This is a genomic window from Furfurilactobacillus milii (genome assembly GCF_021654115.1).
GTDB classification, from domain to species: Bacteria; Bacillota; Bacilli; order Lactobacillales; family Lactobacillaceae; genus Furfurilactobacillus; species Furfurilactobacillus milii.
Window position 1 is genome coordinate 138,547 of the sequence record NZ_JAIWJF010000004.1, and the last position, 25,287, is coordinate 163,833.

The 25,287-nt window shown below is 42.7% G+C and carries 22 protein-coding genes and 1 pseudogene; 7 read left to right on the plus strand and 16 right to left on the minus strand.

Annotated features, from left to right (window positions below; translation table 11 throughout):
• Position 1: 1 nt before the first annotated feature.
• The 3 genes from LDK34_RS06570 to LDK34_RS06580 are packed head-to-tail and all read right to left on the minus strand — an operon-like array spanning position 2 to position 1,973.
• Entirely contained in the window at positions 2 to 259 is a 258-nt protein-coding gene (locus LDK34_RS06570) for a hypothetical protein (RefSeq protein ID WP_178943222.1), read from the minus strand.
• A 29-nt stretch (positions 260 to 288) separates the two neighbouring features.
• Entirely contained in the window at positions 289 to 1,059 is a 771-nt protein-coding gene (locus tag LDK34_RS06575) for an ABC transporter permease (protein ID WP_178943223.1), read from the minus strand.
• 17 nt (positions 1,060 to 1,076) lie between these two features.
• A complete protein-coding gene (locus LDK34_RS06580; protein ID WP_178943224.1) occupies positions 1,077 to 1,973 on the minus strand; it encodes an ABC transporter ATP-binding protein in 897 nt (298 codons plus the stop codon).
• A 222-nt stretch (positions 1,974 to 2,195) separates the two neighbouring features.
• On the opposite strand from LDK34_RS06580, the gene LDK34_RS06585 reads away from it, so the two are divergent.
• Positions 2,196 to 3,059: a helix-turn-helix domain-containing protein gene (locus LDK34_RS06585; protein WP_178943225.1), complete on the plus strand. Its 864-nt coding sequence runs from the start codon at positions 2,196 to 2,198 to the stop codon at positions 3,057 to 3,059.
• A gap of 342 nt (positions 3,060 to 3,401) precedes the next feature.
• Positions 3,402 to 3,635: pseudogene (locus tag LDK34_RS12685) on the plus strand (zinc ribbon domain-containing protein); the annotation flags it as partial.
• A 186-nt stretch (positions 3,636 to 3,821) separates the two neighbouring features.
• Here the strand turns inward: LDK34_RS12685 and LDK34_RS06590 are convergent.
• The 3 genes from LDK34_RS06590 to LDK34_RS06600 all read right to left on the minus strand — a co-directional run bounded on the left by LDK34_RS06590 (position 3,822) and on the right by LDK34_RS06600 (position 6,543).
• Positions 3,822 to 4,346 carry an SMI1/KNR4 family protein gene (locus LDK34_RS06590; RefSeq protein WP_178943227.1) on the minus strand — a complete coding sequence of 175 codons (525 nt, stop codon included), beginning with the start codon at positions 4,344 to 4,346 and terminating at the stop codon, positions 3,822 to 3,824.
• 70 nt (positions 4,347 to 4,416) lie between these two features.
• The gene (locus tag LDK34_RS06595; protein WP_178943228.1) at positions 4,417 to 4,650 is read right to left on the minus strand and encodes a hypothetical protein; all 234 of its coding nucleotides are present in this window, start codon (positions 4,648 to 4,650) and stop codon (positions 4,417 to 4,419) included.
• A gap of 246 nt (positions 4,651 to 4,896) precedes the next feature.
• The gene (locus LDK34_RS06600; protein WP_236941591.1) at positions 4,897 to 6,543 is read right to left on the minus strand and encodes an ABC transporter transmembrane domain-containing protein; all 1,647 of its coding nucleotides are present in this window, start codon (positions 6,541 to 6,543) and stop codon (positions 4,897 to 4,899) included.
• Between the two features lie 251 nt (positions 6,544 to 6,794).
• Here LDK34_RS06600 and LDK34_RS06605 point away from each other — a divergent pair, with 251 nt between their 5' ends.
• A complete protein-coding gene (locus LDK34_RS06605; RefSeq protein ID WP_236941592.1) occupies positions 6,795 to 8,981 on the plus strand; it encodes a Tex family protein in 2,187 nt (728 codons plus the stop codon).
• Positions 8,982 to 9,075: 94 nt separating this feature from the next.
• Here LDK34_RS06605 and LDK34_RS06610 read toward each other — a convergent pair whose 3' ends face one another.
• The 8 genes from LDK34_RS06610 to LDK34_RS06645 form a co-directional block, all read right to left on the minus strand.
• Positions 9,076 to 10,233, minus strand: a complete 1,158-nt coding sequence (locus LDK34_RS06610) for an MFS transporter (RefSeq protein WP_178943231.1) — start codon at positions 10,231 to 10,233, stop codon at positions 9,076 to 9,078.
• A 6-nt stretch (positions 10,234 to 10,239) separates the two neighbouring features.
• The gene (locus LDK34_RS06615) at positions 10,240 to 10,665 is read right to left on the minus strand and encodes a MarR family winged helix-turn-helix transcriptional regulator (RefSeq protein ID WP_178943232.1); all 426 of its coding nucleotides are present in this window, start codon (positions 10,663 to 10,665) and stop codon (positions 10,240 to 10,242) included.
• 221 nt (positions 10,666 to 10,886) lie between these two features.
• Complete coding sequence (locus LDK34_RS06620) at positions 10,887 to 12,374, minus strand: ABC transporter permease (protein WP_236941593.1); 1,488 nt, start codon at positions 12,372 to 12,374, stop codon at positions 10,887 to 10,889.
• Positions 12,371 to 13,249, minus strand: a complete 879-nt coding sequence (locus LDK34_RS06625; protein ID WP_178943234.1) for an ATP-binding cassette domain-containing protein — start codon at positions 13,247 to 13,249, stop codon at positions 12,371 to 12,373. The genes LDK34_RS06620 and LDK34_RS06625 overlap by 4 nt, the downstream gene beginning before the upstream one ends.
• A 124-nt stretch (positions 13,250 to 13,373) precedes the next feature.
• The gene (locus LDK34_RS06630; RefSeq protein WP_236941594.1) at positions 13,374 to 13,772 is read right to left on the minus strand and encodes a type II toxin-antitoxin system HicB family antitoxin; all 399 of its coding nucleotides are present in this window, start codon (positions 13,770 to 13,772) and stop codon (positions 13,374 to 13,376) included.
• A gap of 400 nt (positions 13,773 to 14,172) precedes the next feature.
• Positions 14,173 to 15,810, minus strand: a complete 1,638-nt coding sequence (locus LDK34_RS06635) for a glycosyltransferase family protein (protein ID WP_178943236.1) — start codon at positions 15,808 to 15,810, stop codon at positions 14,173 to 14,175.
• 101 nt (positions 15,811 to 15,911) lie between these two features.
• Positions 15,912 to 16,382, minus strand: coding sequence for a DUF8821 family protein (locus LDK34_RS06640; protein ID WP_178943237.1), 471 nt, complete (start codon positions 16,380 to 16,382; stop codon positions 15,912 to 15,914).
• Between the two features lie 100 nt (positions 16,383 to 16,482).
• A complete protein-coding gene (locus tag LDK34_RS06645) occupies positions 16,483 to 18,378 on the minus strand; it encodes an endonuclease MutS2 (RefSeq protein WP_236941595.1) in 1,896 nt (631 codons plus the stop codon).
• A gap of 350 nt (positions 18,379 to 18,728) precedes the next feature.
• On the opposite strand from LDK34_RS06645, the gene LDK34_RS06650 reads away from it, so the two are divergent.
• From LDK34_RS06650 to LDK34_RS06660, 3 genes are all read left to right on the plus strand, one after another.
• On the plus strand, positions 18,729 to 19,058 hold the full coding sequence (locus LDK34_RS06650; RefSeq protein WP_178943239.1) for a bacteriocin immunity protein: 330 nt from the start codon (positions 18,729 to 18,731) through the stop codon (positions 19,056 to 19,058).
• A gap of 109 nt (positions 19,059 to 19,167) precedes the next feature.
• Positions 19,168 to 19,335, plus strand: a complete 168-nt coding sequence (locus LDK34_RS06655; protein WP_236941596.1) for a hypothetical protein — start codon at positions 19,168 to 19,170, stop codon at positions 19,333 to 19,335.
• 108 nt (positions 19,336 to 19,443) lie between these two features.
• Positions 19,444 to 19,617: a hypothetical protein gene (locus LDK34_RS06660; RefSeq protein ID WP_178943241.1), complete on the plus strand. Its 174-nt coding sequence runs from the start codon at positions 19,444 to 19,446 to the stop codon at positions 19,615 to 19,617.
• A 61-nt stretch (positions 19,618 to 19,678) separates the two neighbouring features.
• Here the strand turns inward: LDK34_RS06660 and LDK34_RS06665 are convergent, their stop codons facing one another.
• Complete coding sequence (locus LDK34_RS06665; protein ID WP_178943242.1) at positions 19,679 to 21,028, minus strand: FAD-dependent oxidoreductase; 1,350 nt, start codon at positions 21,026 to 21,028, stop codon at positions 19,679 to 19,681.
• Between the two features lie 280 nt (positions 21,029 to 21,308).
• On the opposite strand from LDK34_RS06665, the gene LDK34_RS06670 reads away from it, so the two are divergent.
• Positions 21,309 to 21,812 (plus strand): SdpI family protein, encoded by a 504-nt coding sequence (locus LDK34_RS06670; RefSeq protein WP_178943243.1) that lies wholly within the window; start codon positions 21,309 to 21,311, stop codon positions 21,810 to 21,812.
• Between the two features lie 138 nt (positions 21,813 to 21,950).
• On the opposite strand, the gene LDK34_RS06675 is transcribed toward LDK34_RS06670, so the two are convergent.
• Positions 21,951 to 25,208: an MMPL/RND family transporter gene (locus LDK34_RS06675; RefSeq protein WP_236941597.1), complete on the minus strand. Its 3,258-nt coding sequence runs from the start codon at positions 25,206 to 25,208 to the stop codon at positions 21,951 to 21,953.
• Positions 25,209 to 25,287 lie beyond the last annotated feature (79 nt).

Genomic DNA, 25,287 nt, shown 5'->3' on the forward strand with positions numbered 1-25,287 from the left:
ATTAAAGGATCCAAGTCGCAATGCTACGACCTACATCATCACCAACATTGGGTTTCATCAATATTGTGTAAAAAGACAGTGCTTCTGCAGAAATATTCTGTTTTAATGCTAACTGACCAAATTTTGTTTTCATGCGGCTAATGGCCTGCCCGTCATATACGCCGTTATTCAATTCGAAAATTCCCGCCGTAATAATTGCCGCTTCATTCGGCCGGCTAAAATGAATTTCTTGTAGCTGGCCTGTTAGATTTTGACTCATAATAATGACCTCAATTTTGTTCGAACTATCTACACACTCCGTTTGCGAAATATAAGAATGCCAATCAACAAAAATAATGCAATGTATCCAATATCGCCCAGTAACAGTTGATTATCCGTCAATTTTGTGAATTTAGAAAATTCTTCTGCAACAATTTGATGATCGTAATTTAAGAAATTCAGTGGATTCCACTTTAACCACGGGTATTTTGCAATTACTGAAAACAATGCAGCACTAGTAAGATTTAGGACAAAGTACCCAATGATTCCGACTGAGATTGCAACGGATGATGTCTTAAAAGCAGTCGCAATCAAAAGTACTAAACTGATTAAAACCCATAATGTGATGAAGTGTGCTCCCATCGCGGCCAGCCAATCCTGCCAGAATTGATGTTTCCATCCTTTCTCCACGAGTGAAAATTGCCCGTTGACCAACACCAGCTTTAAAAATAAAGCCATGACCATTGTCATCACATACAAGTACAAGGTGTAAGTTAACATCAACAACCACTTACTGATTAGCACATATTCGCGTGAGTACTTTTGTGCAAGCACCGTCTTAATTGTTCCATACTGAAATTCCATAGTGATTGTTGAGGCAGCTATTGCAAGGGAAAAAAAGACAACTAAGATTGCTGAATGAAAATCTGAAACAAACATCATTTGAGCTGGCAAAGTTTTGGGCCACAAATGACTGATTGTTGCGGCTCCTATCTCCGTTAGAATCAAAATCGCGGTAATCCATAAGGTACTCTTCTTTTTGATGAGTTTATAGACTTCTTGTTTGTATAGCGTCCACATAGTATCCAGCTCCAATCTCAGTTCGCAGTATTAAGCAATTCCAATACGGACCCTTCGAGATCCTCATCCTCGTGTTTTACATCATGCACTGCAATATTCTCGCTGATTAGATTCGTCAAAATTTCAGCAATATCAAAGTTGGCGTCCGTCTTTATACGCACTTTCTCGCCACTCACCAGATAATAGCCAGCTGCAATTAGAATCTCTTGGGCTTTTTTATCATCCGAAGTGTTTAACACAATGAAATGGTTATTAGCTTCTAAAAGATTTTTCATCGTCGTTTGACGAACAACTTTACCTTGATCCACTATAATCAAATCTTCAGCCAATTTTTGCAGCTCACTCAAGATGTGACTTGAAATCAGAAAACTAACACCCCTATTTCTCTGATCAATGATCAAGTCCCGCAATTCTTTATTGGACTGGGGATCTAGTCCATTCATTGGCTCATCTAAAATAACTAATTTAGGATTATTAACAAATGCCATTGCAACACCAAGCTTTTGTCTCATCCCTAAGGAATACCCACGTGCTGCCGAATTAATGTAACCTTCCATATTTAACATGTGAATAAGCGATTGAATGCCTGTGGATTGTACCTTGCCTCTAGCAAATAGTCGTAAATGTTCCATTCCAGTCATAAATGGATAAATACTGGGATATTCAATCAAAGCGCCAATATCGTTCAAAAGCGGATGATCGTTAAACGTGCTTGGTTGACCTTCGAACATTATTTGTCCAGCATATGGTGTTAGACTAAGAATAGTTTTCATAATTGTCGTTTTGCCGGCTCCGTTGGCCCCTACAAGCCCGGTAATACGACCAGAACTAAGCGAAAATGAGACGTTTTTTAAAACTTGCTTTCGACCAAAAAAATTATTTACATTTTTCACTACCAATATTTCATCCTTCATTGAAATCATCCCCACTGGTAACTTCCATTAGAAACAACTAACCGATGATTTTCTGCAGTGACAATTTATTGATAAAGAGCGAACTTATCTAACATAAAGGACGGCACGGCTTGTACGTCAGCCTTAAAATTCCATTACGCATATTTAAATTCACTCATTCATTTATTTTCTATACTATAATAGCCTTTTTGGAAATATACAAGAAAAGTGATGTGACCATAAATGATTAATGCTAAAAAGTTCAAAACGACAAGAACTGCTATGAACTATACACAAAAAGAATTAGCAAAGGGCATTACGACACAAGGTACCATTAGTAGAATGGAAAAAAATGCCTTTGAGCCTTCAAGAGAAATTCTCACAGCACTCGCAGCTAGACTAAGCGTTGATATGAACGATTTAATCGTTCCTGGTAAACGAGATCAAATTATGATCTTGCTTGAAAAGGCAGATACTTTATACAAAAATTACCATTATCAGGAGGTTCTTGATTTATTAAACACATTCACTTCTGACGAATTTATTAGCGCCAATGTAGAACAGCACTACACGTTTTTGATAACAGCCTCACAGGTTTGGATGAATCACGATTTTTCTGAAGGTATTTTTGGATTCAATACAATGCTACAAAAAGACGATTTTTCCATTTATACAGTTTTGGCAACAATGGAACTTGGAGTTGTATATGTCTTACAGAAAAATAAAAAAAGAGCAGAATACTACGTGGCTCAAGTTCCCGAATTATTAGAACGGCTGAGTGCGGATACGAAACGTTCAAATCCGTACTGGTATGCAATTATTGTTGAAAACCTTGCCAGATACTACCTTCGAACAAATCGCATTCAAAAGAGTAAAGAATATGCTGAGCAATTAATCCACTTCCTGAATGAAATTAACTCTTCTTACAACCTTGAAAGTGCCTATCTGACACTCTCCAGCGCGACCTCAGAACTGGAAGGAAATACTCAAAAAATGAAACGTCAACTTGCCACCTCCTGGGCATTAGCGCTTAATGCCGGAAATTCGGACGTTTTAAAAGAAGCTACAAAGTATATGAAAGAATTTAATATCTCCACTTTTGATTGACGATTATATGTACTTTCAAAAGATTTCACTCTATTTTCAATGTATTTAGAACGCGTATTTAAATAAATATAAGATATCTCTTTCAAACTCACATTGCTGTTAAGAATTACTGACTGCTTTTAAGGACAGCTGGATATGGCATAGACCAACGGAGTTTAGAATCCACGAATCGTCCACTGATTAACGAGTGGACACGGTCATGATTAAAGTATGTAGACAAATACACGATTTGTTAACAAGCACATAAAATGAGAAACAACTATCGCACATGATACAGTGAGCCTATAACTAAGAGGAATGAGGTACACGTCCATGCAAGGTGTTTGTTAGAGTTGTGGTCTTCCCCACATGAAACGGCTTGGCACAGAAGTAAATCAACAGCCTTCAACCATGTACTGCAAACACTGCTATCACGATGGTAAATTCACCGATTCAGAAATTACTTTTCATAACGTGAAGACTCGCGGTTTAGCTATTATTTACCAATTAAATACATCAGTCATCAAGAAACATTTTATGCAACTTTTCTACCCGGGCGTTTTAAAACGGCCGACCCGTTGGCGCAAAATAAAGTAATTATGTCTCTATGAATAAATACAACACAGTTTCAAAAATAATCCCATTAGAAGTCATCAAATGAACGCTTTATGCGTTTTAATGGCTTTCAATGGGATTATTTTTAGTGCATTCGTGTAACCTTTTAATCGCTTCTTTATTTAAATTCCTGTCATCATACCCCTGTCAGCATCATCACCGACACGCTCAATACAGCAAATTCCAAAACTCAGATCCACCACAAACAATGTAGCGATGCAGCCAGTCTGCAAACGTAAAATTAAAGTATTCGTTACCTCGCTCTCCTGGATAGCTCAAATAATGTTGCCCGGCTTTTAGTCTGCCGATATTGATGTTAATCATACCGATGTCTGTTAGATGGATAACACCAACACTTTCACCTGCTTCTCCGCCAGCGAACCCTATTTTTTTCATAAGCAAATAGTTTTCGATGATTTCTTGGCAGCTAAGCACGTGGGCCCATGTTAACGGTCCATATTCGGTTTGCATATTAAAAAGATCCAACCCATTTGTGACTAACAAAAAATCAATAAGATCATCTGGTAGGTCAAACTGTTGCAAACTCTGTATATCTTCTTTTGTGGCTCCAGTCCACGTCTTAAAACGACAGGCTATTGGTGCGCCACCTAAAGTGGGTACTAAATAAGAATCCTTCGTATTATTCGTCAACGCATTAATCGTCTTGATAACGTTTGTCACAGTCTGATCCATTCAAACACCTCAAATTTCAATTTGCTAGATTATTGACAATGTTTAACTTACGCAACACGTTGTTGAAAAGCTAAAATTGCTCAATGCAAGCATGGCTCTTATGAGTTTTCTGGTAATCTTTATCATCGTACAATACTATTTTTTGTTGTTTTGCCCTGTTCTCAATGATTTCAGCAATATCTAACCACTCACCCGTCGTTAAATAAGCACCATTTACATTATTAATAACCCCCTGGTTAACATCTGGAATTGCTTTCACTGGAATACCAACTAAATTACTAATATCGGCCTTAGTTAACTTCATTATATTCAATTTTTCTAGCGCCAAGATTGGTTAGTTGCCAGCCTATACCCTTGGCCGTACCATCGTGAAATGATCCTCTAATTAAATAGAATAAGCGACCATTTTTTCATCTTGATTTCTCCCAGCTTGAAATCAGATCAAGCTAAATCTTCAATTGCATAGTGAGTTGATTATGCTTGCCGTCATTACACCGAATGCATATAAAAGCTACCTTTTGCTTATCACACAAGCATCTAAACTCGAACACTACAGCAACTTAATTCTTTTCAATGCTATTTTTACGTTCTTGTCAGCTACAGAGCCTGTTGCAGCAACGGCCCCGTTTTCTATGACTACAATTTCATCGACGGCATCAAATAGTTTTGCATCAAACTGATGCGTCACGAGTGCCCATCCCATTTGTTTTATCGCTATCAACACGTCAATTATGTCACGGGATGTTTTCGGGTCTAATCCAGACAATGGTTCATCCAAAAACATAAACGAATATTGCCTAAGCAACATTCTGCCAAGCGTTAATCGTCTTCGCTCACCACCGGAAAGATTATTGCCGCCGTTGCTTACCATGGCCGCTAACCCTTCTGAAGAAGCATACTGTTCTAAACCAACTTTATTTAAAACAGCAATTAGTGTTGAATCTTCAATACCATCATCGAACATCGACAAATTGTTCCGCAGCGTATCATCAAATACATAACTCTCTTGCTCTAGAAGACCAACTCTTTGGTAGATAGAAAATGGCTGAAAGTCTTGAATGGGGCAACCGTTTAACCTGATTTTGCCACCCACACTCACATTTGGCGTAAATAAGGTATTAATCATTGACGACTTGCCACTGCCACTCTTCCCAACAATTAAATAATGTTTGTTGGCAACAAAGGATGCGCTAATGTTCTGTAAAACAGGCTTTTCGCCATCATAGTAAGTAACGTTGTCGTAACTGAACCGCTCAAATTGCGTTAACTGTTTGGCTTCAGGATTCAATGTTTCCGTTTGAGATAACACAGTATCGATTGAAATCGCTGCTTCTTTGCCACCGACAATGTCACCCAGTAGACCTGATGCAGACTGAATCGGCTCTGCAATGAAAATCATCAATTGGGAAAAAGCAACTAATTGTCCCAATGTCACTTCCCTCTGCATGACAAAATAGATCCCGACGATCCACGTACCAAGATAGAGAATATTATTAAGCAACTGGCTGATACTACCAACCTGTTTGCGACGCAATTGATCGCTGTTTTCTGAGTGCAGCAAATGACTATTTTGACTCTGAAAACCTTTATATATTAAAGACTGAATTGTAAATAGTTGAATGGTTCGAAGACCATTGATGATGTTTCTCAGACTATGTGTGAACATTTCTGAAGACTCTAAAACCTGTCTTTTGTTGTTCTTTAGTACATGTCGTTGAAGTATCGGTACTAGCAGAGCAGGCAAACACAAAACAACAATAATAAGGCTAAAAACAGGTTGAATCGTGATTGATAAAATCATAGCGATAGCAAACTGGCATAGTTGTTTATATGCATTAACACTGCCCTGTAAGTAATCATCGTGGACGACATTCAATGTATTTGTAAAGTCGTTAAAATACTGGGTTGAAATTGTCTGCGCGTCTTTGCCTAGTCCAATTGACCGATGTAATAAGGAATCCGCTAACTCAGCTCTTAATTTTGCCATAATTCGGTTTAAAACAAGTTGTTCGAAATATGAAGACAAAAAATATGTAAAAGCATCCAGAAACATGTAGCCGATCACAATGCCAACCAATACTTGATATGTAAAATGACTGCGACCACTCACTGAATCCGTAATGGCCTGTAAAAGATACGAAACAGAAATTTCGACAAGTGACGCGACGGGCAGCAGTATAAGCAAAACTAGACTCATCAGACCTGCTAACCGAAAATAACGACGTAATAAAATGGTGTCGTCCCCCTTAAAAAATATTCGTGTTCAAAGCGTTTTATAATAAATCACTAATTATATTTTAACTAAAGTGAAATTTATCTCAATGTTTTTTTGAGTCGGCATTTATTCTCTTCATCAACAAGAGAAAGGGTTTTTGTTTTAAATTACAGTAATCGTTCAAAAACACGTATAATTAAACCTGTAACTCGCAGGATTTAATCGGAGGAAATATGGCAACCCAACTTGATTCAACTTTACTCAAACAGGTGGCCGATGCCTTACCAGACATTCGGTCACAGCAGATTACTGCCACGCTTAACCTATTGAATGATGGCAACACAATTCCGTTTGTCTCACGGTACCGGAAGGAAATGACCGGCAGTCTTGACGAAGTGCAGATTCGCACCGTTCAAGATACTTGGAACCATTTCGAAAAACTGGCTAACCGGAAAACGGAAGTCATCAATAGTATCACTGAACAAAAAGCCCTGACACCGAAGTTGCAGCAACAAATCACCGCTGCAACAACAGTTCAGGAAGTTGAAGATCTGTATCTACCCTACAAACAAAAACGACGCACAAAGGCTACTATGGCTAAAGAAGCCGGTTTAATGCCGTTTGCCAAATGGCTACTCGGTTTTCATAAAGAATCTGTTGAAACGGAAGCAGCTAAATATATCAACCCAGATAAGGATCTCCCTGATATTGAAGCCGTTCTTGCTGGGGTTCACGAAATCCTGGCGGAAGCCTTTAGTGAAGAAGCCTCATTCCGTGAATTTATCCGTGACTATACGCGTAGTCATGCCAAACTAACGACGACGGTTAAGTCAAAGGGAAAAGAAGCCGATGAAGACGGTGTTTACCAACAATATTACGAATTCGAACAACCCTTCACGAAGATGGCAGCGTACCAAACTTTAGCCATTAATCGCGGTGAAAAAGCTGGCGTGTTGCGTGTGAGTCTCGATGTTGATACTGACGCCATCATGAACTTCTTCCACTTTCGGACTGTCGGCCATCGACAGGGTCCGGCAGTTGCAGTGATTGAAGATGCTTACGCAGATACTTACAAACGGTTTATTGGCCCAGCTATCGAACGTGAACTACGTAATGAATTGACTGATGCGGCTAACGAACACGCCATTAAAGTATTTGGGACTAATCTGTATCACTTGCTGATGCAAGCACCGATGAAAGGTAAGATTGTGCTCGGCTTCGACCCTGCCTACCGAACTGGCTGTAAGCTCGCTGTAATGGACGCTAATGGCAAGTATCTCGATAAACTTGTCATCTATCCACATAAGCCTGCTCCTGCTAATAAACGTGCAGCCGCCGCTGGCGAGTTCCATGATTTTCTTGAGAAGTATCAAGTAGAAATGATTGCCATTGGTAACGGTACGGCCTCACGTGAATCAGAAATCTTTGTCAGCGATGTGTTAAAAGGCATCAACCGCGATGTCGAATACGTCATCGTCAACGAAGCAGGTGCTTCCGTTTATTCTGCCAGTCAAGCTGCTCGTGACGAATTTCCCGACTTATACGTTGAACAGCGTAGTGCCATCAGCATTGGCCGTCGTTTGCAAGATCCGTTGGCTGAACTGGTTAAAATTGACCCTCAAAGTGTTGGTGTTGGTCAGTATCAACACGATGTTCCTAACAAAGAACTGTCTGCTCAACTTGACACTGTTGTCGAAACGGCCGTTAACCAAGTCGGCGTTAACCTCAATACCGCCAGTTCAGAATTACTGGAACACATTTCTGGGCTGAACAAAACGATTGCCAACAACGTGGTCGCCTACCGTAATGAAAATGGCCGCTACACGGACCGTCGTCAGTTGAAGAAGGTGCCCCGTCTTGGACCTAAAGCATACGAACAGGCCGTTGGTTTCCTGCGCATCATCGGTGGTAAGAATCCTCTGGATAACACAGACGTCCATCCGGAAAGTTACCCTGTCGCTAACGAGATCCTGACACTGACCAATACAGATGTTGATAGCCTGGGCTCCGATGAATTCAAACAGGCCACCGCTAAGCTCGACAAACATGCCATTGCCGCAGAAACCGGTGCTGGTCTAGAAACAGTCACCGATATTCTCGACAGTTTGGCTAAGCCAGGTCGTGACCTACGTGACGATATGCCTGCCCCACTGTTACGTCATGACGTGCTGACCATCGAAGACTTGAAACCCGGTATGGAACTTCAAGGTACCGTCCGCAACGTCATTGACTTCGGCGCGTTTGTCGATGTTGGTGTGAAGCACGACGGCCTCGTCCACATTTCCAAACTGACGAAGCGATTCGTCAAGAACCCTGCTGAAATCGTCTCCGTCGGTGATATCGTCACCGTCTGGGTCGACTCTGTTGATTTGAATCGGCAACGAATTCAGTTAACGATGCTGAAGCCAAATGAAGAATAGAAGCTAGAAAGGACCATCAACAGGCTCAGAAAAGCTGTTGATGGTCCCTTTTACGTTAAATGGAGTAATTACTCAGACAGACATCGGCTTTTTGTTACGCCAATGCTCGCCGATTGGCTAGATAAACCAGTACAATCAATGGCAGCGTCAACACCATAACCGGATAGAGCCATTTCCACGGCAAAAAAGCCGTGATTAATCCCGCTAGCATCGGTCCGCCTGACATACCTAGATCCACCCCGATATAAAATGTACTATTCGCTAATCCGCGATCCGAGGCCGGCACCAGCGTCAACGCTTTGGCCTGACAAATTGAAAACATCAGACCATATCCACCAGCGAATCCAAATGCCCCAAGAAACAACATAAATAAATTATTTAAATCGGTCAGTCCGATTAATCCCAGCAAATTCAGTCCTAAACACAGCCAAATAAACCTTTTAAACGGCACATGGTCAAATGCATCACGCAACACCATTCGCATAACTAACAAAATAACGGCGTATGTAGGAAAGAAAAGTCCGGCTGGTACCGCAAAATGGCGATGGGCAATGTAGCTCACAATGTAAGTTTCTGTTGCGAAGTACGGCAATGAAAACAACATTAGAATTACCATCACGGGTACAGCTTTAGGTTGAACGAACTGCATTTTCTTCTTAGTTGGCGTGGTCGTTTGCTTCGTTGGGCTTGGAAGACCTCGATTGCCTACAAACTGAATGACGAACAACATTAAAAAGCTAAACATTGATGCCAACCAGAAAACACTTTGGTAACTATAGTGTTGATATAAATAAACACTAATCGCGGGTCCAATGGCCATCCCCAAGGCGCTAGCTAATCCATAAATACCCATTCCAGAACCAATCCGGTCCGCCGGCAGTAGGTCCGCCATCCAAGTGGCCATGCATACCGAACATAATGTATAGCCAAGACCATTAATCACTCGAAAAACCATGATCAACGCCACATTAGTAGTAAACGTATAGCCTAAACTCGCCAATAAAATGAAGACGCCACCAGCTAAGGTTAAGTAATACTTAGAAACACGATCAGTTAAATTGCCCGCTAGTGGCCGTAATACTAGTGCCGTTAGGTTCATTGCCCCGGCAATCACGCCAGCCAAAATACTGTTAGCCCCAACATTGGATGCAAAGCCAGCAATAATCGGGTTAATCAACATTGGACTCATTAAATAAAAAAAGCTAGCCGCTAAAACTAATTTCACATCTTTTGTATATAGACGCGTTTTCACGCTAAATCATTCCCTTTCCAAATTGGCATTAGCTCGACGCGCTAATGTTAAAAAACATTGTCGTTCTTCCGGTGTAAACCCAGTAAATAGTTCCTCACTTGTTTGCCACCCATGTTTATCTAACTGAGCATATTTAGATGCTCCAAGTGGCGTTACCTGCACTAGTTTTGATCGACCATCATTAGGATTGGGTACCAAAGTGACAATTCCCAAGGTCACCATATGTTTCACGATCACCCGTGCAGTTTGATGCGTAATTCCTTGATAATCTTTGAACATTGCGATTGTCTGATTAGGATTTTCTACAAAATACTTCAACGCATCACCTTGACCCAGAGTTAAATTCAAATCCTGGATATGTAAATTTCGACGTTGTTTAATTCGCCGGGCCAACTGTAACAGTTGCCGTGAAATCATTTCATCTTCATTCATAAGATCACCTCATGAAGGAATTGTACAGCATACTGTATATTTTCGTAAGCACTAATTTATTTTCAAAAAAATTAACTAAGATCATTTTTCGCCAACAATTACTAATACTGTGAAAAAACGTCATTGGCTTCTCAAAGTGGTCAAAAACATACTATGCTTCACCTATAAAACAAATAGGACTGCCAATGCTCAAAACGAGCTTCTGGCAGTCCTATTTGTTCCTACCTAATAAAACGTACTCGCGACTCACTTAACATCGCTAGCACAGCGATGACACACAACATTGCGTAAATCATCGTGGCAAATAACCATTCGCCACCGTTTAATGGTAATACAGGTGCACCGTTTAAATAAAAATAGAAAAAGGCAATCATCACCATCTGAATGGCACGGGAACTACTTGTCACCAGACCCAGCGTCTGAGCAACTAAAGCCAGTTGAATCCCCCAAATAATTAGTAAGAATGCTGAGTTTGCCGACAACTTGGTCAAAATAGGCAAGATTAAAACAACTGCTAATATCACACCGGCAAGACCTTCTTGAAATAGGGCCTTCGATTTTCCGTTTGGAATCGTGCGTAAGAGACTGTTAACACCGGTTTGCTGTCCTAGAACGCCTAACTGCGAAAACAGTGGTACAGCCATCAAAAATAATAGCGGTAAATTTCGTTGAGTTGCCTGCATAGCATCGCCACTCCAGCTCAGTAACCAGACAATTAAGATCATTGCCAACCAACTACTGTGTGTTGTACCAGTTAGCAACCGAAATTGAGTATAACCCGGCAACTTCATCAGTGCCGTAAATCGATTCTGTAAGCGATTAAAACGTAGCAGTTTTGTTCTCTGTTGTGGTCGTCGTTCAATCAACATGCTGGCCAATAGAACCAACAACAAGCTAGCACCGACAAGTATCGCCATATTCAAAACGTCCGTACCCGTTAGTTGAATCGTTGGAAATGTTAAATTAACCTTACCCGTATATTTAGCCGTGGAACTTCCAATCACACGTAGCAATGTTAGTGATTGGCCCGAGGTTTGGGCAATTGCAGTCTTAATATTGCTGACTAAATACTGACTCCCAGACAAATTGAAGATTCGTTGAAGATGACTTGGTGTTCCCTGATAACTAGTTCCTGAAGCATAGATCACGGCGATAAGCACTAATAATCCCGTTGTGCCAAACCAGCCTTTCAGTCCTGGCAGTGTTTCAGTTAATAACGTCAATGCTGCCACGAAACACAGGCCTGGAATAATGATCACAAATGGCATCAAAAATTGCCTAATATTAACTGCTGCAAAGCCATACTTCAACCCAGAGCCCAATAGCGTAAAACTCATAACCGTCAGTAAAAAAATCAGTAAAAACGCTAAATTACTCACGAATTTTCCAAAAATATATTTTACTCGGTTGCCTCTCGTTGTCATCATCAGTGTCATGACACCATTTATCCTGTCGAGAGCAATCGTATCTCTGAGAAAAGCAACACCAATCAATGGCAAGAAGAACCCCATGATGAAACTCACACTGACAGGTATCCACGTCGCATTATTTGCTTGCGCATATGTATTGGGATTGATAATAAGTGGTCGCATCGCCCCTGAGCTCTTCGGAAACATGAAAACAACAGAAAAAGCGAGTGCAACACAAATTCCCCAAAATGACGCATGACGGCTTTTCTCGTGGAATGTTGCCATAATGATTGCACTCATAGTGGTATCACCCCGTTCAATGCACCTATGTATGCCTCTTCTAGAGTTGGAACAACTAAATGAGCGTCTGACTGGCCAACTTGGGCAGCGATTTGTCTGACGTTAATGCCGTCAATTCCTTGAACTAAAGAAACTAGCGAAGCTTCATCATTTGAAACCTGCCCACGCTCAGACATTGGGTATTCCCAAACGTATCCGTCACTCCGCCTCAACAATTCGTTAGGTGAGCCATGATACATAAAATGCCCCTGATTTAAAATGAGCAGATCGTCAGCAATTGCTTCAATATCTGAGACGATATGGGTCGAAATAATAACCAATCGTTCCCTTGCCAGTTCAGCCAATAAATTTCTTAAGGCCACACGTTCTTCGGGATCTAATCCAGTCGAAGGTTCATCAGCTATAATAACCAGCGGATCATTCAGCAATGTTGCAGCAATTCCAATTCGTTGCTGCATGCCACCTGAAAAATCTTTCAATTGTTTATTGCCAGTGTTTTCAAGATTCACTTTTTCCAATAACGCGTGAATTTGTGTCTGAACATCCCTATGTGACATTCCTTTAATATTCGCAATATATGCCAAGTATTCATCGGCCGTTAAATTGGGATAAAACGGGACTTGCTGAGGTAAATAACCTAGTACTTGTCGCATCCGTCCCGGCTTGCGAACAATGCTCTGCCCGTCAAATCGAACATCCCCGCTTGTCGGTTTGACTAACGTCGTCAATATTTTTATAAGTGTCGACTTTCCGGCACCATTTGGTCCCAACAAACCAATGAGACCACCTGACTTAAGCGTTGCATTCAATTCAGAAAATATTTGTATCTGACCAAATTTCATCCCTAAATTGTCTAATTGAATTTCCACTTGCATCCCCCTAGATATGAAAACAGCCTAGAATTGCAGATTCTAGGTTGTCTATTATCACTTATATAACATGTTTCACTAATAGTACATCAAGCATACCATTGACCCCGTTTGAAAATAAATCAGAAATTTAGTCATTTGCAAGTTCTCTGCGCAACCCTTCGGTCAGCACATGCGATAACACAATGTGCCGTTCTCGGGCTTCATCGCGTAAACCTTCAGGAATTGTCACAGTCACCTTCACCTTTTTGGTTTGTTGCTCCCGACTACGATATTCATTGAGATCCAATGGCACAATTACTAGTTGGTCGCCTGGAATGAGTGGAATTTCAGCGACATCAGTTGGTTCTGGATAATGTTTTTCAGAAAACAAATAGCCGCCAATAACGTCTTGGGCACTGTGAAACGCTGTCATCATATCGTCGCCATACGTCACTGCGCCTTTTAAATCCGGCACTTTAACGGTGAAAGCGCCGTCCTCTTGATGGTGAAAAATAGCGGGATAAAACACTTCATCCTTAGACATCATTACTTTCCTCCTTTAAATAAATCTTTTAACCCTGCCTCAGACAAAACCAGCCTAACGTAGCTTTTGGGCAGCTTGCTTGGGCTCATTTTAATAGGGATTTTTGTACGTTGATACTGTTGCGTCATGAAGTGGTGATCACCGTGGTCAGCACCTAATGCATCCTGCCAACCATATTATTTTAATAATCTGATCAATTCTCGACCTGTTTGTGGAAATTTAGATAGTGATGTCATAATTTAATCTTCTTTCAGATTATACGTACTACACGTTTATTTTTCAATTATTTAAGTACGTATTGGGAATATTTTTGCTTCATATCTTAACATACGTAATTTGATCAACATTTTCGTCTGGGCAATAAAAAAGTGCTGTCCATTTCTGAACAGCACTCAGCAAACTTTTATTTATGGTATTCAATAGAAACTCTCTTTGTACCCTCAGGCACGTGAACCTGTACCGTCCCACGTTCAGAAACGCTCACATGCAAGCCCTTGGCATCATCCGTTTTTACCACATAATGCTGACTGCCATAGTTAAAGACTGGTAAGTCTACCTGGTGACCACTTGCTGTTTTTGACAATCGAATGGTCATCCCATTAGGCTGTGCAGTCATTTCCACATGTGGATGACTAATGGCTTTACCGTTTTCCAAGACCACTGCCTGATGCGCATAAATAGCTTTCAGATGATGCACACTGCGTTTGGGCGCGTAATCGAAATAATTCGCATCCGTCGCAAACTGTTCATAGCTATTGGCACTCACCTTTGGCGATGATACGCTGGCGTAAACAAATCCCGTTACCAGTGTGATTAACAGTGATAAGCCAACAATCCAACCTTGCCAATTGAAACGTAACTGCGTGCGATCAACGAGGATGACAAAGGCGACCAGGACAAAGAAACTGATAAACGTGTAAAACCGCCACGGATGCTGAATTAGGTTGATCGGCGTATGTTCCAGAAAACGCCATGGAAAGAGTTTTGTTGTCATCCAGAACAGAACCGTGCTTAAAATCGCCAGTGTTTTGCCAAACCGATCGAGATGACGAAAACCGATCCATAGCGCCACAAGCGCCAACAAGACAATCGTGCCCAAGGTCACGCCGTGCGTCAACAAGCCCGTTTTCGTGACATTGCCAAGACCAAAGACGACTGCGATGAAGGGTGAAATCGCCTGTTTTGCCAGCGAACCGATCAATGGTGAGGCCACTGTTACTTGTTTCGTGGTACCAAGCATCCCCAGTAGCTCTGGCAAACTTAGCAGACCGGTTACTACGCCCGTGAGTACTAAATCCAGCCATGTTTGCCACCGATTAAGGTAGCGCCAACCAAGCGCTAGAACAACAACGACCATCCCTGCTGCTAACAAGGCTGACAAGACGTGCGTGTATACGAGCATCGTCGCGCCCAGCGTTGTCAGCAACCAGCCACGTCGGTGTTCAGTCAGCGTGAGATATAGGCCCAAAAATAAGATGGGATACCACATCATTGATTGTGCTTCGGGCAAGTCGAAACGCACGGTTTCATTAAAGACCATGTAACCAGACAGGTTATACAATATGGCGAATAACCATGCCCCGGAGATTGGCCGCCGTGCTGCTCGCAATTTTAGAAATACGCGCATACACCAGTATGAAATCCAGCAACTTGCGATGATATAAAAAGCATTGCCTAGGTATAACGCCATAATCCCTGGTAGGCCGACCAACCTCAATATCGCATACGGATACAGAAAGACATACGGATAAAAGATTTGAATGCCAAGACCAGAGCCACGAAACGTGTATGTGCTAATCGCGTTATGCCATACGCCATTTTTAGCAGAGAGATACAGTTCTTCGATACGATTGACGTGGAATTGCTGGTCCCACCCGCCGAACAGGTGATTATTCAATAAAAACGGCAGCTCCACTGCTATGGCGACGAGTACAAACGTTAACCACAGCCAGAGTTGCCGGTGTTCTCTGGCCCAACCATAGAAGCCAGCCGTTCGTTGATGCTGACTTCCTTGTGCCATTAATGATTCACGATAGTCCACAATGTTCACCCCAAAATTAAAAATAACGTTGGTATCTTACCATAGTTAAAGTGAAGACAAAATGAACACCGCATGAGAATCCGTTATTGATATGTGAACTTCTACAACCACGTTTGTTTTACCTTAAAGAAGCTGCCACGAATTTCGCCCGCTAACTTAGAACGTTGATGAGCAAACTTAAATTTACCTTCCAACTCAGGTGGCACTAGTGCCCCTACTGCTAGCTTGATACCAACAGCACGTTTGGGCTTTTCACCCGTTTTTTCGTATAGCACATTCAATACCATACCGTTTTCAAAGTAAAATTCTGGCCAGTACAGAGCATCGTCTTCATAAACGGCGACTTCCAGTATTTTCTCACTGAACGTTAAATCGCGTTCGACCTTGATTAGCTTTTCAAACCAGGCTACTTCTTTCTGCTTTTCACTGGCTGGGTAGGTCACGTATTCAAACTTATATTTGTTCCAGAAATAACGGGCTTCGTTTGCCCGCAAACCTGCCAGTGCATCGGCGACCGGTGAACTTTCCAAACCAACTGGCGAAACTTCTTTAAAATCAACTTTGTATGCCATTTGCATAACCTCATTAACTGATGTTTTTAAACTGAATCATGCTCATAGTTTATCGCCGTTTCGGACTGATTGACAGTTTTATGACCACGTCAGTTTAGAATTATGACTGGCGCCGATCATCTTGTAGCTGACGCATCTGTTTGTCCAGCTTCTTCTGCGCCTTCATTGAGCCGCGATCCAGATCACGCTGGAACTTATAGTCATCGTACTTCTTAAATAACCGTGTCATGTCATATCCTGCCGGATACAAATCGGCCGCTTTACCTAGTCGAGTCAGTCGCCGTTCCGGAATCGTTTCAAACTGATTGTTGACGTAAACAGTCACCGTTTCGGCTTGCTTGTCTTGAGCATAGACGAGTCCTTGACGGCCATCTGTGTTAAGACGAACACGATCCCCTTGTGTGTAAGTAATTTGCTCACGTTTTTCAACGTGTTGAACGGCCTTCATCTGGTAAATATCCGTCCGATAATCATGGTCAGTTAGATAATGATCTGCTTGCTCGATAATATTTGGATTCAATTTCAAACGACGGGCCAGCCAAAAGGCATTACTATCGCCAACCTCATTCATCAATAACTGATATTTCGGCATCAAGGTCGCTTCATCAAACGCCATCGCCGCAGTGGTAAAGGCAGGATGCTGCTGAGCATACCGTTTGATTTCACCATAATGCGTTGTGACAACGACGAGTGCGCCATGCTGATACAGATATTCAATCACTGCAATAGCCAGTGCTGCCCCTTCATTCGGTTCAGTCCCGCTACCAATCTCGTCGAGCAGAACTAAACTGTGTGGTTTAATGGCATTCGTGATGGCCGTTAAATTAGTCAAATGACTCGAGAAGGTGCTCAACGCATTCTCAATGCTCTGGTCATCCCCGATGTCAGCAAACATCTGCTGCAAGATTGGCAATTCAGTTGTATCGGCGGCTGGCACCTGTAGTCCACATTGCGCCATGATGATAAAGAGGCCAATTGTCTTTAGGACAACCGTTTTTCCACCGGCGTTCGGCCCAGTAATAATCAAACCACGATGGTCATATCCCAACCGGACAGATAGTGGTACCGCGTGTTCGCCCAATAGTGGATGACGGCCTTTGTCAATTCTCACTTGATCGCGCTCATTCAGACGTGGGCGCACACCATTGATTGAGGCACTGTATTTGCCGCGAGCCATGATTTCATCTAACGCCGTGATGACGTCTAGATTACGTAAAATTGTGGCTTCATATTCACTAACGCGACCGTTTAAGCCGGCCAAAATCTGATAAACCTCAGCTTCGACGCCACTGGTAACTTCGGCCAGTTCACTATTCAATCTGATGGCAGTTTGCGGTTCAATGTAAATCGTCGATCCCGTCGCAGAACTACCGACAACCGTGCCCGGAACCTGATTTTTAAACGTCGCTTGGACGGCCAGCACAAGCTGATCGGCCTTGGTAACTGGCAACCGTTCCTGAAGCATCCGCGCGTATCGCTGACTCGCCTTTTGGACAACCGCCTGGACCTGTGCCTGAACGTCGCGTTGATGTCGCCGTAGCTTTCGCAGATTTCCCGTTGCGTCATCAATGACTTGATTGTTATGAATAACGTTATAAATATCGTCCGCCAATTCGGTCACTGACGTTAAGGCGTCCGCGTAACTGGCTAATGTCGGTGCAATCGTTGCGTTACGTTTGAGCACCGTGGCTACATCAGCATTACCACGAACAAAGTCGGCAACTTGCACGAGCTGTTCGGCCGTAAGTAAGTAACCACGGTGCAACTTAGTTAATAAATTTTGGACCGTATCCAGGCTCAGAAATGGCAAATGTACGTTGGCATCAAGTAACTGCCTAGCCTCAACCGTTTCTGTTTGCAATGCTTGAACTTCAGCTAGGTTCGTTAGGATGGTCATGTGTTGCAAACGTGTCTGCGCTGCTTCACTCGTAGCAATTTTAGCAACCTGCTGACGAATAACATTAAAGTCTGTTTTTTGATAAGTTTCTTCATTCATGATGGTTCGTTTCTCCTACAACTCCGCATTTGTGCCGGAAAAAAGTGCACAAAAAGACCGTGCTGATTGCGTTTCAGCAACTCACACGGTCTCCATCATGGATTTGGCTCCATTTTGTTTGGCGTGCGAGTGTCCTAACCTTTAGTCCAGCACAAACTAACCCTTGTTTCGGGTTCGTTCAAAAACTAGTTACTAAAGATTAATCACACTCATACATTCCAACCTCTTCTTGTTTGATACGAACAAGATAACATATGTCACAAATAACTACAACTGGTATGAACAAGACTCCTGGTGGTACATTGTTATTGAATCATTCATAATACATAATCTTTATAGGAGGAATCATTATGTCAGTCAACGAACAAGAAGCCATCCTCAACCTTTTCAGCGAATTCAGAAAGGCTGTCGCCACTGCAAACGAACAAGAGAATAATCGTCAACACTTATTAGAAATCATTGACCAATCCAGTGAAAGGTTGACTCATCAACAACAGACGCCACAAAACGAAGCACGGTCAGTCTATCAGAACATCAACACGATGTGCCTAGCTGATCATCTTAAGCTAACTGCCAATGAAGGCGCGGCCCTTAAAAAGATCGGTGATGCCGCGCAACCTAAATCAGCTTGGCAAGGCTTGAATAATTTTAACACGGCTAATACTTGGCCAAGTAACTAAACAGTTCGAAACAAATTAGTACCCTTATTTGGCTAAACGTAGTACAACTTTTATCAAATAATGATTAATTTGTACAACCAAGTTATCTTTGACGAAATGAGGGCTGATGATGACAAAAACAGAGCTAGTTTTGAAATTACTCATTTTAATGACCGCAGTGTCGACAATTTTTGGCACACTATTCATTGGCGATAATAGTCTCGTTGTGCAACTCTCCTATATCGCTATTCTGGCCGAAATGTTTGGTTACTACACAATCTTTGACGATGGAAATTAACTTTTGTTGCAATAAGACACGCTTTTTGTTTACAGGTGAATGTTTTGGCAGATATACTGAGCGTAAAATAAGTTCATTTGAATAGATCCGCTGAAATGAGGCCCCATTATGGAGACTAAAGATTTCGTCTTACGTTTGTTAATGCTCTTCACACTTGTTGTCGCGCTATTTGGGACTTTTGCAATCGGGTTTGACAACAATATTGTCCAAATCACATACATGGGATTAACTCTGGAAGTTCTAGGATATTACACACTCTATAAGAATAATCACAAAAACTGATTCACTATCATGGCCTTAATCTTAAGCCCTGATAATGAACCAGCTTTTTTATTTCATAAAATTAGTTTGTTACCTTTTCGTTAGCCTTGGCAACCGCGGCCATTGCAACCGCATTGATCCAGTTTAATGGCTGGTCAAAGTTTGGCTGGAACAGCATGTCAACCATGGATAAGGTTTCGATTGTCATTTCCGTTTGGATGGCCATGGAAATGACGTTAGCTGATTGTGAAACATCGTGATCACTGTAGAAGGCGCCGCCGAGGACACGGTGTGTTTCAGGATCCCACATTAAGCTACATTGCACCGGTGTGGTACTCAACATGAAGTCTGGGCGATAATCTTGTTCAATCGTCACGGAGTCCACGTTAACGTTGCGAGCTTTAGCTCCTTCTGTTGTTAAACCTGATGCGGCAATCGTCTTGCCAAACAGCTCAACGGCTGATGATGACTGCGTACCAAGGTATTTGACTGTTGGCTTTTCGATGTTGTGACCAACTAAAATGCCTTGGCGAACCGCATTAGTAGCCAGAGGAATGTAATCATTCTTGTGCGTTGGGTTGTAGTGAACGGCAGCTGAATCACCGGCTGCAAAGACGTTTGGTAAGCTTGTCTGCATGTATTCGTCGGTCACAATGGCACCGTTTGGTAACATGTCGACCTTGCCCTTCATCAAGCTTGTGTTTGGACGGAAACCAGTACATAAAATGGCAATGTCGGCGGTGTAACTACCCTTGTCGGTGGTAACCGTCACTTGATCATCCCCACTGAACCCAGTTACCATTTCGCCCAATGCTAGTTTGACCCCATGATCCGTGTATTCTTTTTCCACACGGTCCGTAATGTCCTTGTCAAAGTTCTTCGCCAACACTCGTGGCAAACCATCGATTAAGGTCACTTGCTTGCCCGTCAATGCATATTGTTCTGCCAGTTCTGCACCAATGTAGCCAGCACCAATTACAACGGCGCTCTTGATTTTGCCAGCCAAATTCTTCAATTCATTGGCGTTCGTCCAGTTCTTACATAGATAAACATTCTTGTTATCAATCCCGTCGATTGGTGGGATAACGGGCCATGAACCCGTGGTTACAACCAGTTTGTCATAAGCGACCTCGCTGACTTCGCCTGATTCCAAATCCTTAACAGTGACGGTTTGATTATCCGTGTCGATGTCGGTAACATCATGCTTCATTTCCATGTCTGCACCAAGTTTAGCCAAGGCTTCTGGACTTGAATAAAACATCTTGTCTGGGTCTGACACATGACCTCCGACCCACAAAGCAATCCCACAGGACAAGAAGGACAAATTATCGTTTCGTTCATAAACTGTGACGTCATAATCCGGGTGTTCAGTCAAAATCTGTTGAGCGGCAAACGTACCTGCATGTGTAGCACCAACGATGATTACTTTCATGGTGAAGGCCTCCAAAAAAATTAAAGTTGAATTTATATTGTGTACAATTTAATTTAAACATATCGAAATTGAATGTCAACGCTTACACGCTCTCACAACGGTTTTTCACAAGTGTCGTTGGCTTACACAATTACGTTTAAAACAAGTTTGTGAAATTAATTCATGGCCTGTCACAAATGTTGTCTTTTTACGCAGCATATTGAGCCATCTAATTATCACTTTGTATTATACTTGTGACAAAAATATCGCCTCACTTGCCAGCTAAGAAGGTCGTGATTACATGCGAAAGCTGTTACAAAGACGCTCAAGTTTTATCACTTTATCTATTGTTTATGGACTTTTAGGCATTTACCTCTTAATTCAAGCAACTCGGCAAACACTATTACCGTTAATCGTCATCTTAGTGATTGGCGCTGGTGCCACGAGTGTTGGTGCTATATGGATGGAAAACCGACAATCCAATTTTTCAAAGGGTGTTGAGATTCCAACAACTTACACGTTAGGGTTTGTTTTACTACTGGCTGTATTTGCTACTAGGCCACAATTTTTACTGCCAAGTTTGGCAACCGGCATAGGCATTCTCTTTTTCTTGATTGGTCTTTCCTGTTTATTTGTATCGCAAAACCATTTAATCGGTATTCGCATTCCACCAACTTATAGATCTCCAGAAGTGTGGCATAAAGTAAATTATTTTGGTGGATGGCTGCTGGCGATGGCTGGATACGCAATTATTATTTTCGGTAACCTTTGGCCGGCCAATACCGCCCCCATCATGTTAACGTAACGCTCGTCGTTATCTCTGTTGTGCTGACAGTCGGTTACGCTTATCTACCCTCGCAACCAAAAACACCACAACGATAACGAAAAGGAGGCAACTCTCAAGCTGAGAGCTGTCTCCTTTTTTCAATCCACATTACATATTTTATTTTTGATCATCATTCAACCGTGACTCCGGTGTTGGATACGTAATCTTCATCACCGCTGACATGATAATCGGAATCAAAATAACTAGTAACAGGATCCCGACAATCACAACTAGCGCCACTTGAATCAACGTCATCACACCAGACGGAATCAGTGCTGCGAATGTTCCGCTAAGGATAATCCCCGCTGAGATGACCACGGTTCCAATAATCGTCGTTGCCTTGAGCATCTTAGCATCGGTCGAAATTGGCTGATGCAGGAACTCACGGTACTTCGCCATGAGGAAGATACTGTAATCGACACCCAGTGAAACCAACATAATGAAAGCAAAGAAAGGTGTGTTCCAAGTCAACATGCTTTGACCAAGGAATGCCTTCACCAGCCAGTGTACGATGTTCGTTGCGCCACTGTAAGCAATCAACAAGGTTCCCTCAATCGCGATTGGTTGAACCAATGAATGGGTGACAAACATCAACGCAATGAAGATTCCAGCTAACATAATGATAGCGGTACGACTAAAGTCTCCAGCCGCCATTTCATTGATATCATTGGTTTGCGAGGTACTACCACCAAACGCAACCTTGGCATTATTCATCGATGTTCCTTTAAGAGCGCCACGAACAATGCCTTCCAACCGTGGCAAACGTTTCATCGCAGTCTGTGAGCTTGGATCGTCCTTAAGAATGACCGTCATCTTCGTGATCTTGCGATCCGGCGAGAAGTACGTTTTAAGGACTGGGGCAAACGTTTTGCTCTTTAACTGCGCATCTGGAATATAGTAGGTTTCTGCTGCGCTGGCATGTTGCAGACCACTCAAGTACTTATTCGCCTGACCAGAACCTGCGGAAATCTTGCTGAGCCCGTCTGTCGCGGTCCCTAAGCCATTGGACAAACTAGCTGTTTGACCGCCAAGTTGTGACAGTTTCGAAGCCATTTCTTGGTTTCCGCTCGCAACTTGGTTAGCGCCACTGACTAGTTGACCAGTATTGCCATTGATCGTCCCCATCGCACTGGCTAACTGATTGGTGCTACTACTCAATTGTGAGAGACCACCGCTCAACTGCGTGATTGCTGTCGCAGACGCCGGCAATACTTGATTCGAGGCTGTGTTCAACTGACTAACGGCTTGCTGCAATTGTTGCGTTGACCCTTGCAGGCTCTGTAATTGACTAGCAACGGATTGATCACTGCTACCAATGTTTTGTGCATCAGCACCAATTTTGCTTAATGAACCTGCCAACGTTTGTTGCAAACCAGCACTGGCCTGACTCTGCTGTTTCAGTGCTGCATCAATCGTCGCCGTGACAACTTGTTGTTGCTGAGCATTTAAGTTAGCACCTTGGCCCTGCATTGCTGCAACTAACTGACCGGCGTTAACATTTGGCGCGCTAATGCCCTTCATCGCATTTTGAATGGCACCCAGTTGACTGCCAATATCACTGGCGGAACTACCGATACTAGTCAGGGAATTCGTCACGCCACTGGTCGAACCAGTTGAAGCAGCGTTAACCTGATTGTTCAAACTACTGATGGCCTGATTCAATTGTGGTAACGCCGTAGTTAACTGTTTCAATTGCGCCTGTTGACTACCACTTGTACTATTTTGAAGCTGTGCGTTCAGTTCATTCACACCTTGGGTTACTTGATTAATTCCGGAACTCAAGGTTGATGTTCCGGCGGCAACCTGTTGCGAGCCAGATGCTAACTGATTAGCAGAATCAACGCCACCGCTGATATTAGCGCCGTCCAACTGCTGTTTTGCTGACCCCAGGCCACTATTAATTTTGTCCAGCCCCTGTTGTGACTTAGTTAAACCACTGGTGACCGTCGCCATCTGGTTGCGAACATACAGTGCCTTAATGGCTGAACCACCAGGCTGTGACGCGGACAAAACCGTTTTAACGCCGGCTGAATTCTGCAATTGTTTGGTCAAACGATCAATAATTTGGAGCGACTGCTCATTGTTCAAACGATGATCACTCTGAATGTAAATCGTTGTCGGTTCAGCAGTCCCCTTTGAAAAGTGTTTTTGAACCACTTGAAAACCACGTTTGGCAGGGACATTGTCAGCAATTTCAACGGTATTGTCATAATCCAACGTACCGTGGCCCATTAAGGCTAACGGAACCATCACGATCGCCATCACAACTAGCGTCAAAATCGGACGAATCATGGCCGTACTGCCGAGCGCGTGCCACAGCTTGCTGTCACCCTCACCAGCTGACTTACGAACCGGCCAGAACATGTTTGGTCCGAGAACGGTCATAAAGAACGGATTCAGTGTGAGCAAAACTACTAGCAACACGACGACCCCAACGGCAATGCCGACCGCCGAACGGTACAGGGAGAACTTGGCAAACGCCAACACGGACATCCCGATTAATACGGACAGACCGGAGTACAAGATGGTTCGCCCACCAATCTTGATCGCACTGGCAGTTGCATCATGCGGATTCTTGCCGTGCGCCATTTCCTGCCTAAATTGATTGTATAGGAGAATGTTGTAGTCCGTTCCAATCCCAAATAGCACAATGATAATGAACACTTGTGTAAAGTTTGAAAACGGGAAGTTGAAGTGTTGGACCAAGTTGGTAACCACGCTAATGGATACCAAGCCCGATACTGCGACGGTTAATAATGAAATAATCGGTGTGATCGGTGAACGGAAGACTAACAGCAACACCACGAAAATGAAAATCGCCGCAATTACCTCCGTCTTTCGCACCCCAGCCTGAGTGGCATCTGAAAAGTCTTGGTTCAAAATATCTGAACCAGTGACATAGGTTTTCACACCGCTCGTTTTAACCGCCTTCGTTAATTGATCACGGATCAAACTTCGCGTGTGTGCTTTACTCAACTTAACGTTTAACTGAACCAGCTGCGTTGTCTTGTCTTTGGATACCAACTGTTGTTTAGCGGTAGCACTGTCTTGAGCAGTTGTAATGCCCTTAATCTGATACTTTGACTTATCAGACTTTAGCTTATCAATAGTTCGGTCAATCGCAACATTCTGTGCGGGTGTCAGCTTGTCATCACCATTACTGAACACCGCGACAACTGCCGTCGTATTTTTCTGGTCGCTACCCCACTTTTTTTGCATCTGCGTAGCGCGGACACTTTGATATGTACTAGGAATTTTAATTTGGCCCTTGTCGGCCACCAACTTCCCCGTATCAGGTGTCATCATGATGGCAGCCACTAAAACGATCAACCACCCTAATAATCCCCAAACGTGATTTTTAGTCATCCATTTCATGTTCTCTCTAACCTCCTAAACCTTACCGAGCTTCGGCATAACCCGAAAGTCGTTTCACTCGGGAACCCACCGAATGTGA

What these genes read in the sequence shown, in the direction of transcription:
- LDK34_RS06570 (WP_178943222.1), bottom strand. Translation starts at nt 259, where the DNA reads ATGAGTCAAAATCTAACAGGCCAGCTACAAGAAATTCATTTTAGCCGG.
- LDK34_RS06575 (WP_178943223.1), bottom strand. Translation starts at nt 1,059, where the DNA reads ATGTGGACGCTATACAAACAAGAAGTCTATAAACTCATCAAAAAGAAG.
- LDK34_RS06580 (WP_178943224.1), bottom strand. Translation starts at nt 1,973, where the DNA reads ATGAAGGATGAAATATTGGTAGTGAAAAATGTAAATAATTTTTTTGGT.
- LDK34_RS06585 (WP_178943225.1), top strand. Translation starts at nt 2,196, where the DNA reads ATGATTAATGCTAAAAAGTTCAAAACGACAAGAACTGCTATGAACTAT.
- LDK34_RS06590 (WP_178943227.1), bottom strand. Translation starts at nt 4,346, where the DNA reads ATGGATCAGACTGTGACAAACGTTATCAAGACGATTAATGCGTTGACG.
- LDK34_RS06595 (WP_178943228.1), bottom strand. Translation starts at nt 4,650, where the DNA reads ATGAAGTTAACTAAGGCCGATATTAGTAATTTAGTTGGTATTCCAGTG.
- LDK34_RS06600 (WP_236941591.1), bottom strand. Translation starts at nt 6,543, where the DNA reads ATGAGTCTAGTTTTGCTTATACTGCTGCCCGTCGCGTCACTTGTCGAA.
- LDK34_RS06605 (WP_236941592.1), top strand. Translation starts at nt 6,795, where the DNA reads ATGGCAACCCAACTTGATTCAACTTTACTCAAACAGGTGGCCGATGCC.
- LDK34_RS06615 (WP_178943232.1), bottom strand. Translation starts at nt 10,665, where the DNA reads ATGAATGAAGATGAAATGATTTCACGGCAACTGTTACAGTTGGCCCGG.
- LDK34_RS06620 (WP_236941593.1), bottom strand. Translation starts at nt 12,374, where the DNA reads ATGAGTGCAATCATTATGGCAACATTCCACGAGAAAAGCCGTCATGCG.
- LDK34_RS06625 (WP_178943234.1), bottom strand. Translation starts at nt 13,249, where the DNA reads ATGCAAGTGGAAATTCAATTAGACAATTTAGGGATGAAATTTGGTCAG.
- LDK34_RS06630 (WP_236941594.1), bottom strand. Translation starts at nt 13,772, where the DNA reads ATGATGTCTAAGGATGAAGTGTTTTATCCCGCTATTTTTCACCATCAA.
- LDK34_RS06640 (WP_178943237.1), bottom strand. Translation starts at nt 16,382, where the DNA reads ATGGCATACAAAGTTGATTTTAAAGAAGTTTCGCCAGTTGGTTTGGAA.
- LDK34_RS06645 (WP_236941595.1), bottom strand. Translation starts at nt 18,378, where the DNA reads ATGAATGAAGAAACTTATCAAAAAACAGACTTTAATGTTATTCGTCAG.
- LDK34_RS06650 (WP_178943239.1), top strand. Translation starts at nt 18,729, where the DNA reads ATGTCAGTCAACGAACAAGAAGCCATCCTCAACCTTTTCAGCGAATTC.
- LDK34_RS06655 (WP_236941596.1), top strand. Translation starts at nt 19,168, where the DNA reads ATGACAAAAACAGAGCTAGTTTTGAAATTACTCATTTTAATGACCGCA.
- LDK34_RS06660 (WP_178943241.1), top strand. Translation starts at nt 19,444, where the DNA reads ATGGAGACTAAAGATTTCGTCTTACGTTTGTTAATGCTCTTCACACTT.
- LDK34_RS06665 (WP_178943242.1), bottom strand. Translation starts at nt 21,028, where the DNA reads ATGAAAGTAATCATCGTTGGTGCTACACATGCAGGTACGTTTGCCGCT.
- LDK34_RS06670 (WP_178943243.1), top strand. Translation starts at nt 21,309, where the DNA reads ATGCGAAAGCTGTTACAAAGACGCTCAAGTTTTATCACTTTATCTATT.
- LDK34_RS06675 (WP_236941597.1), bottom strand. Translation starts at nt 25,208, where the DNA reads ATGAAATGGATGACTAAAAATCACGTTTGGGGATTATTAGGGTGGTTG.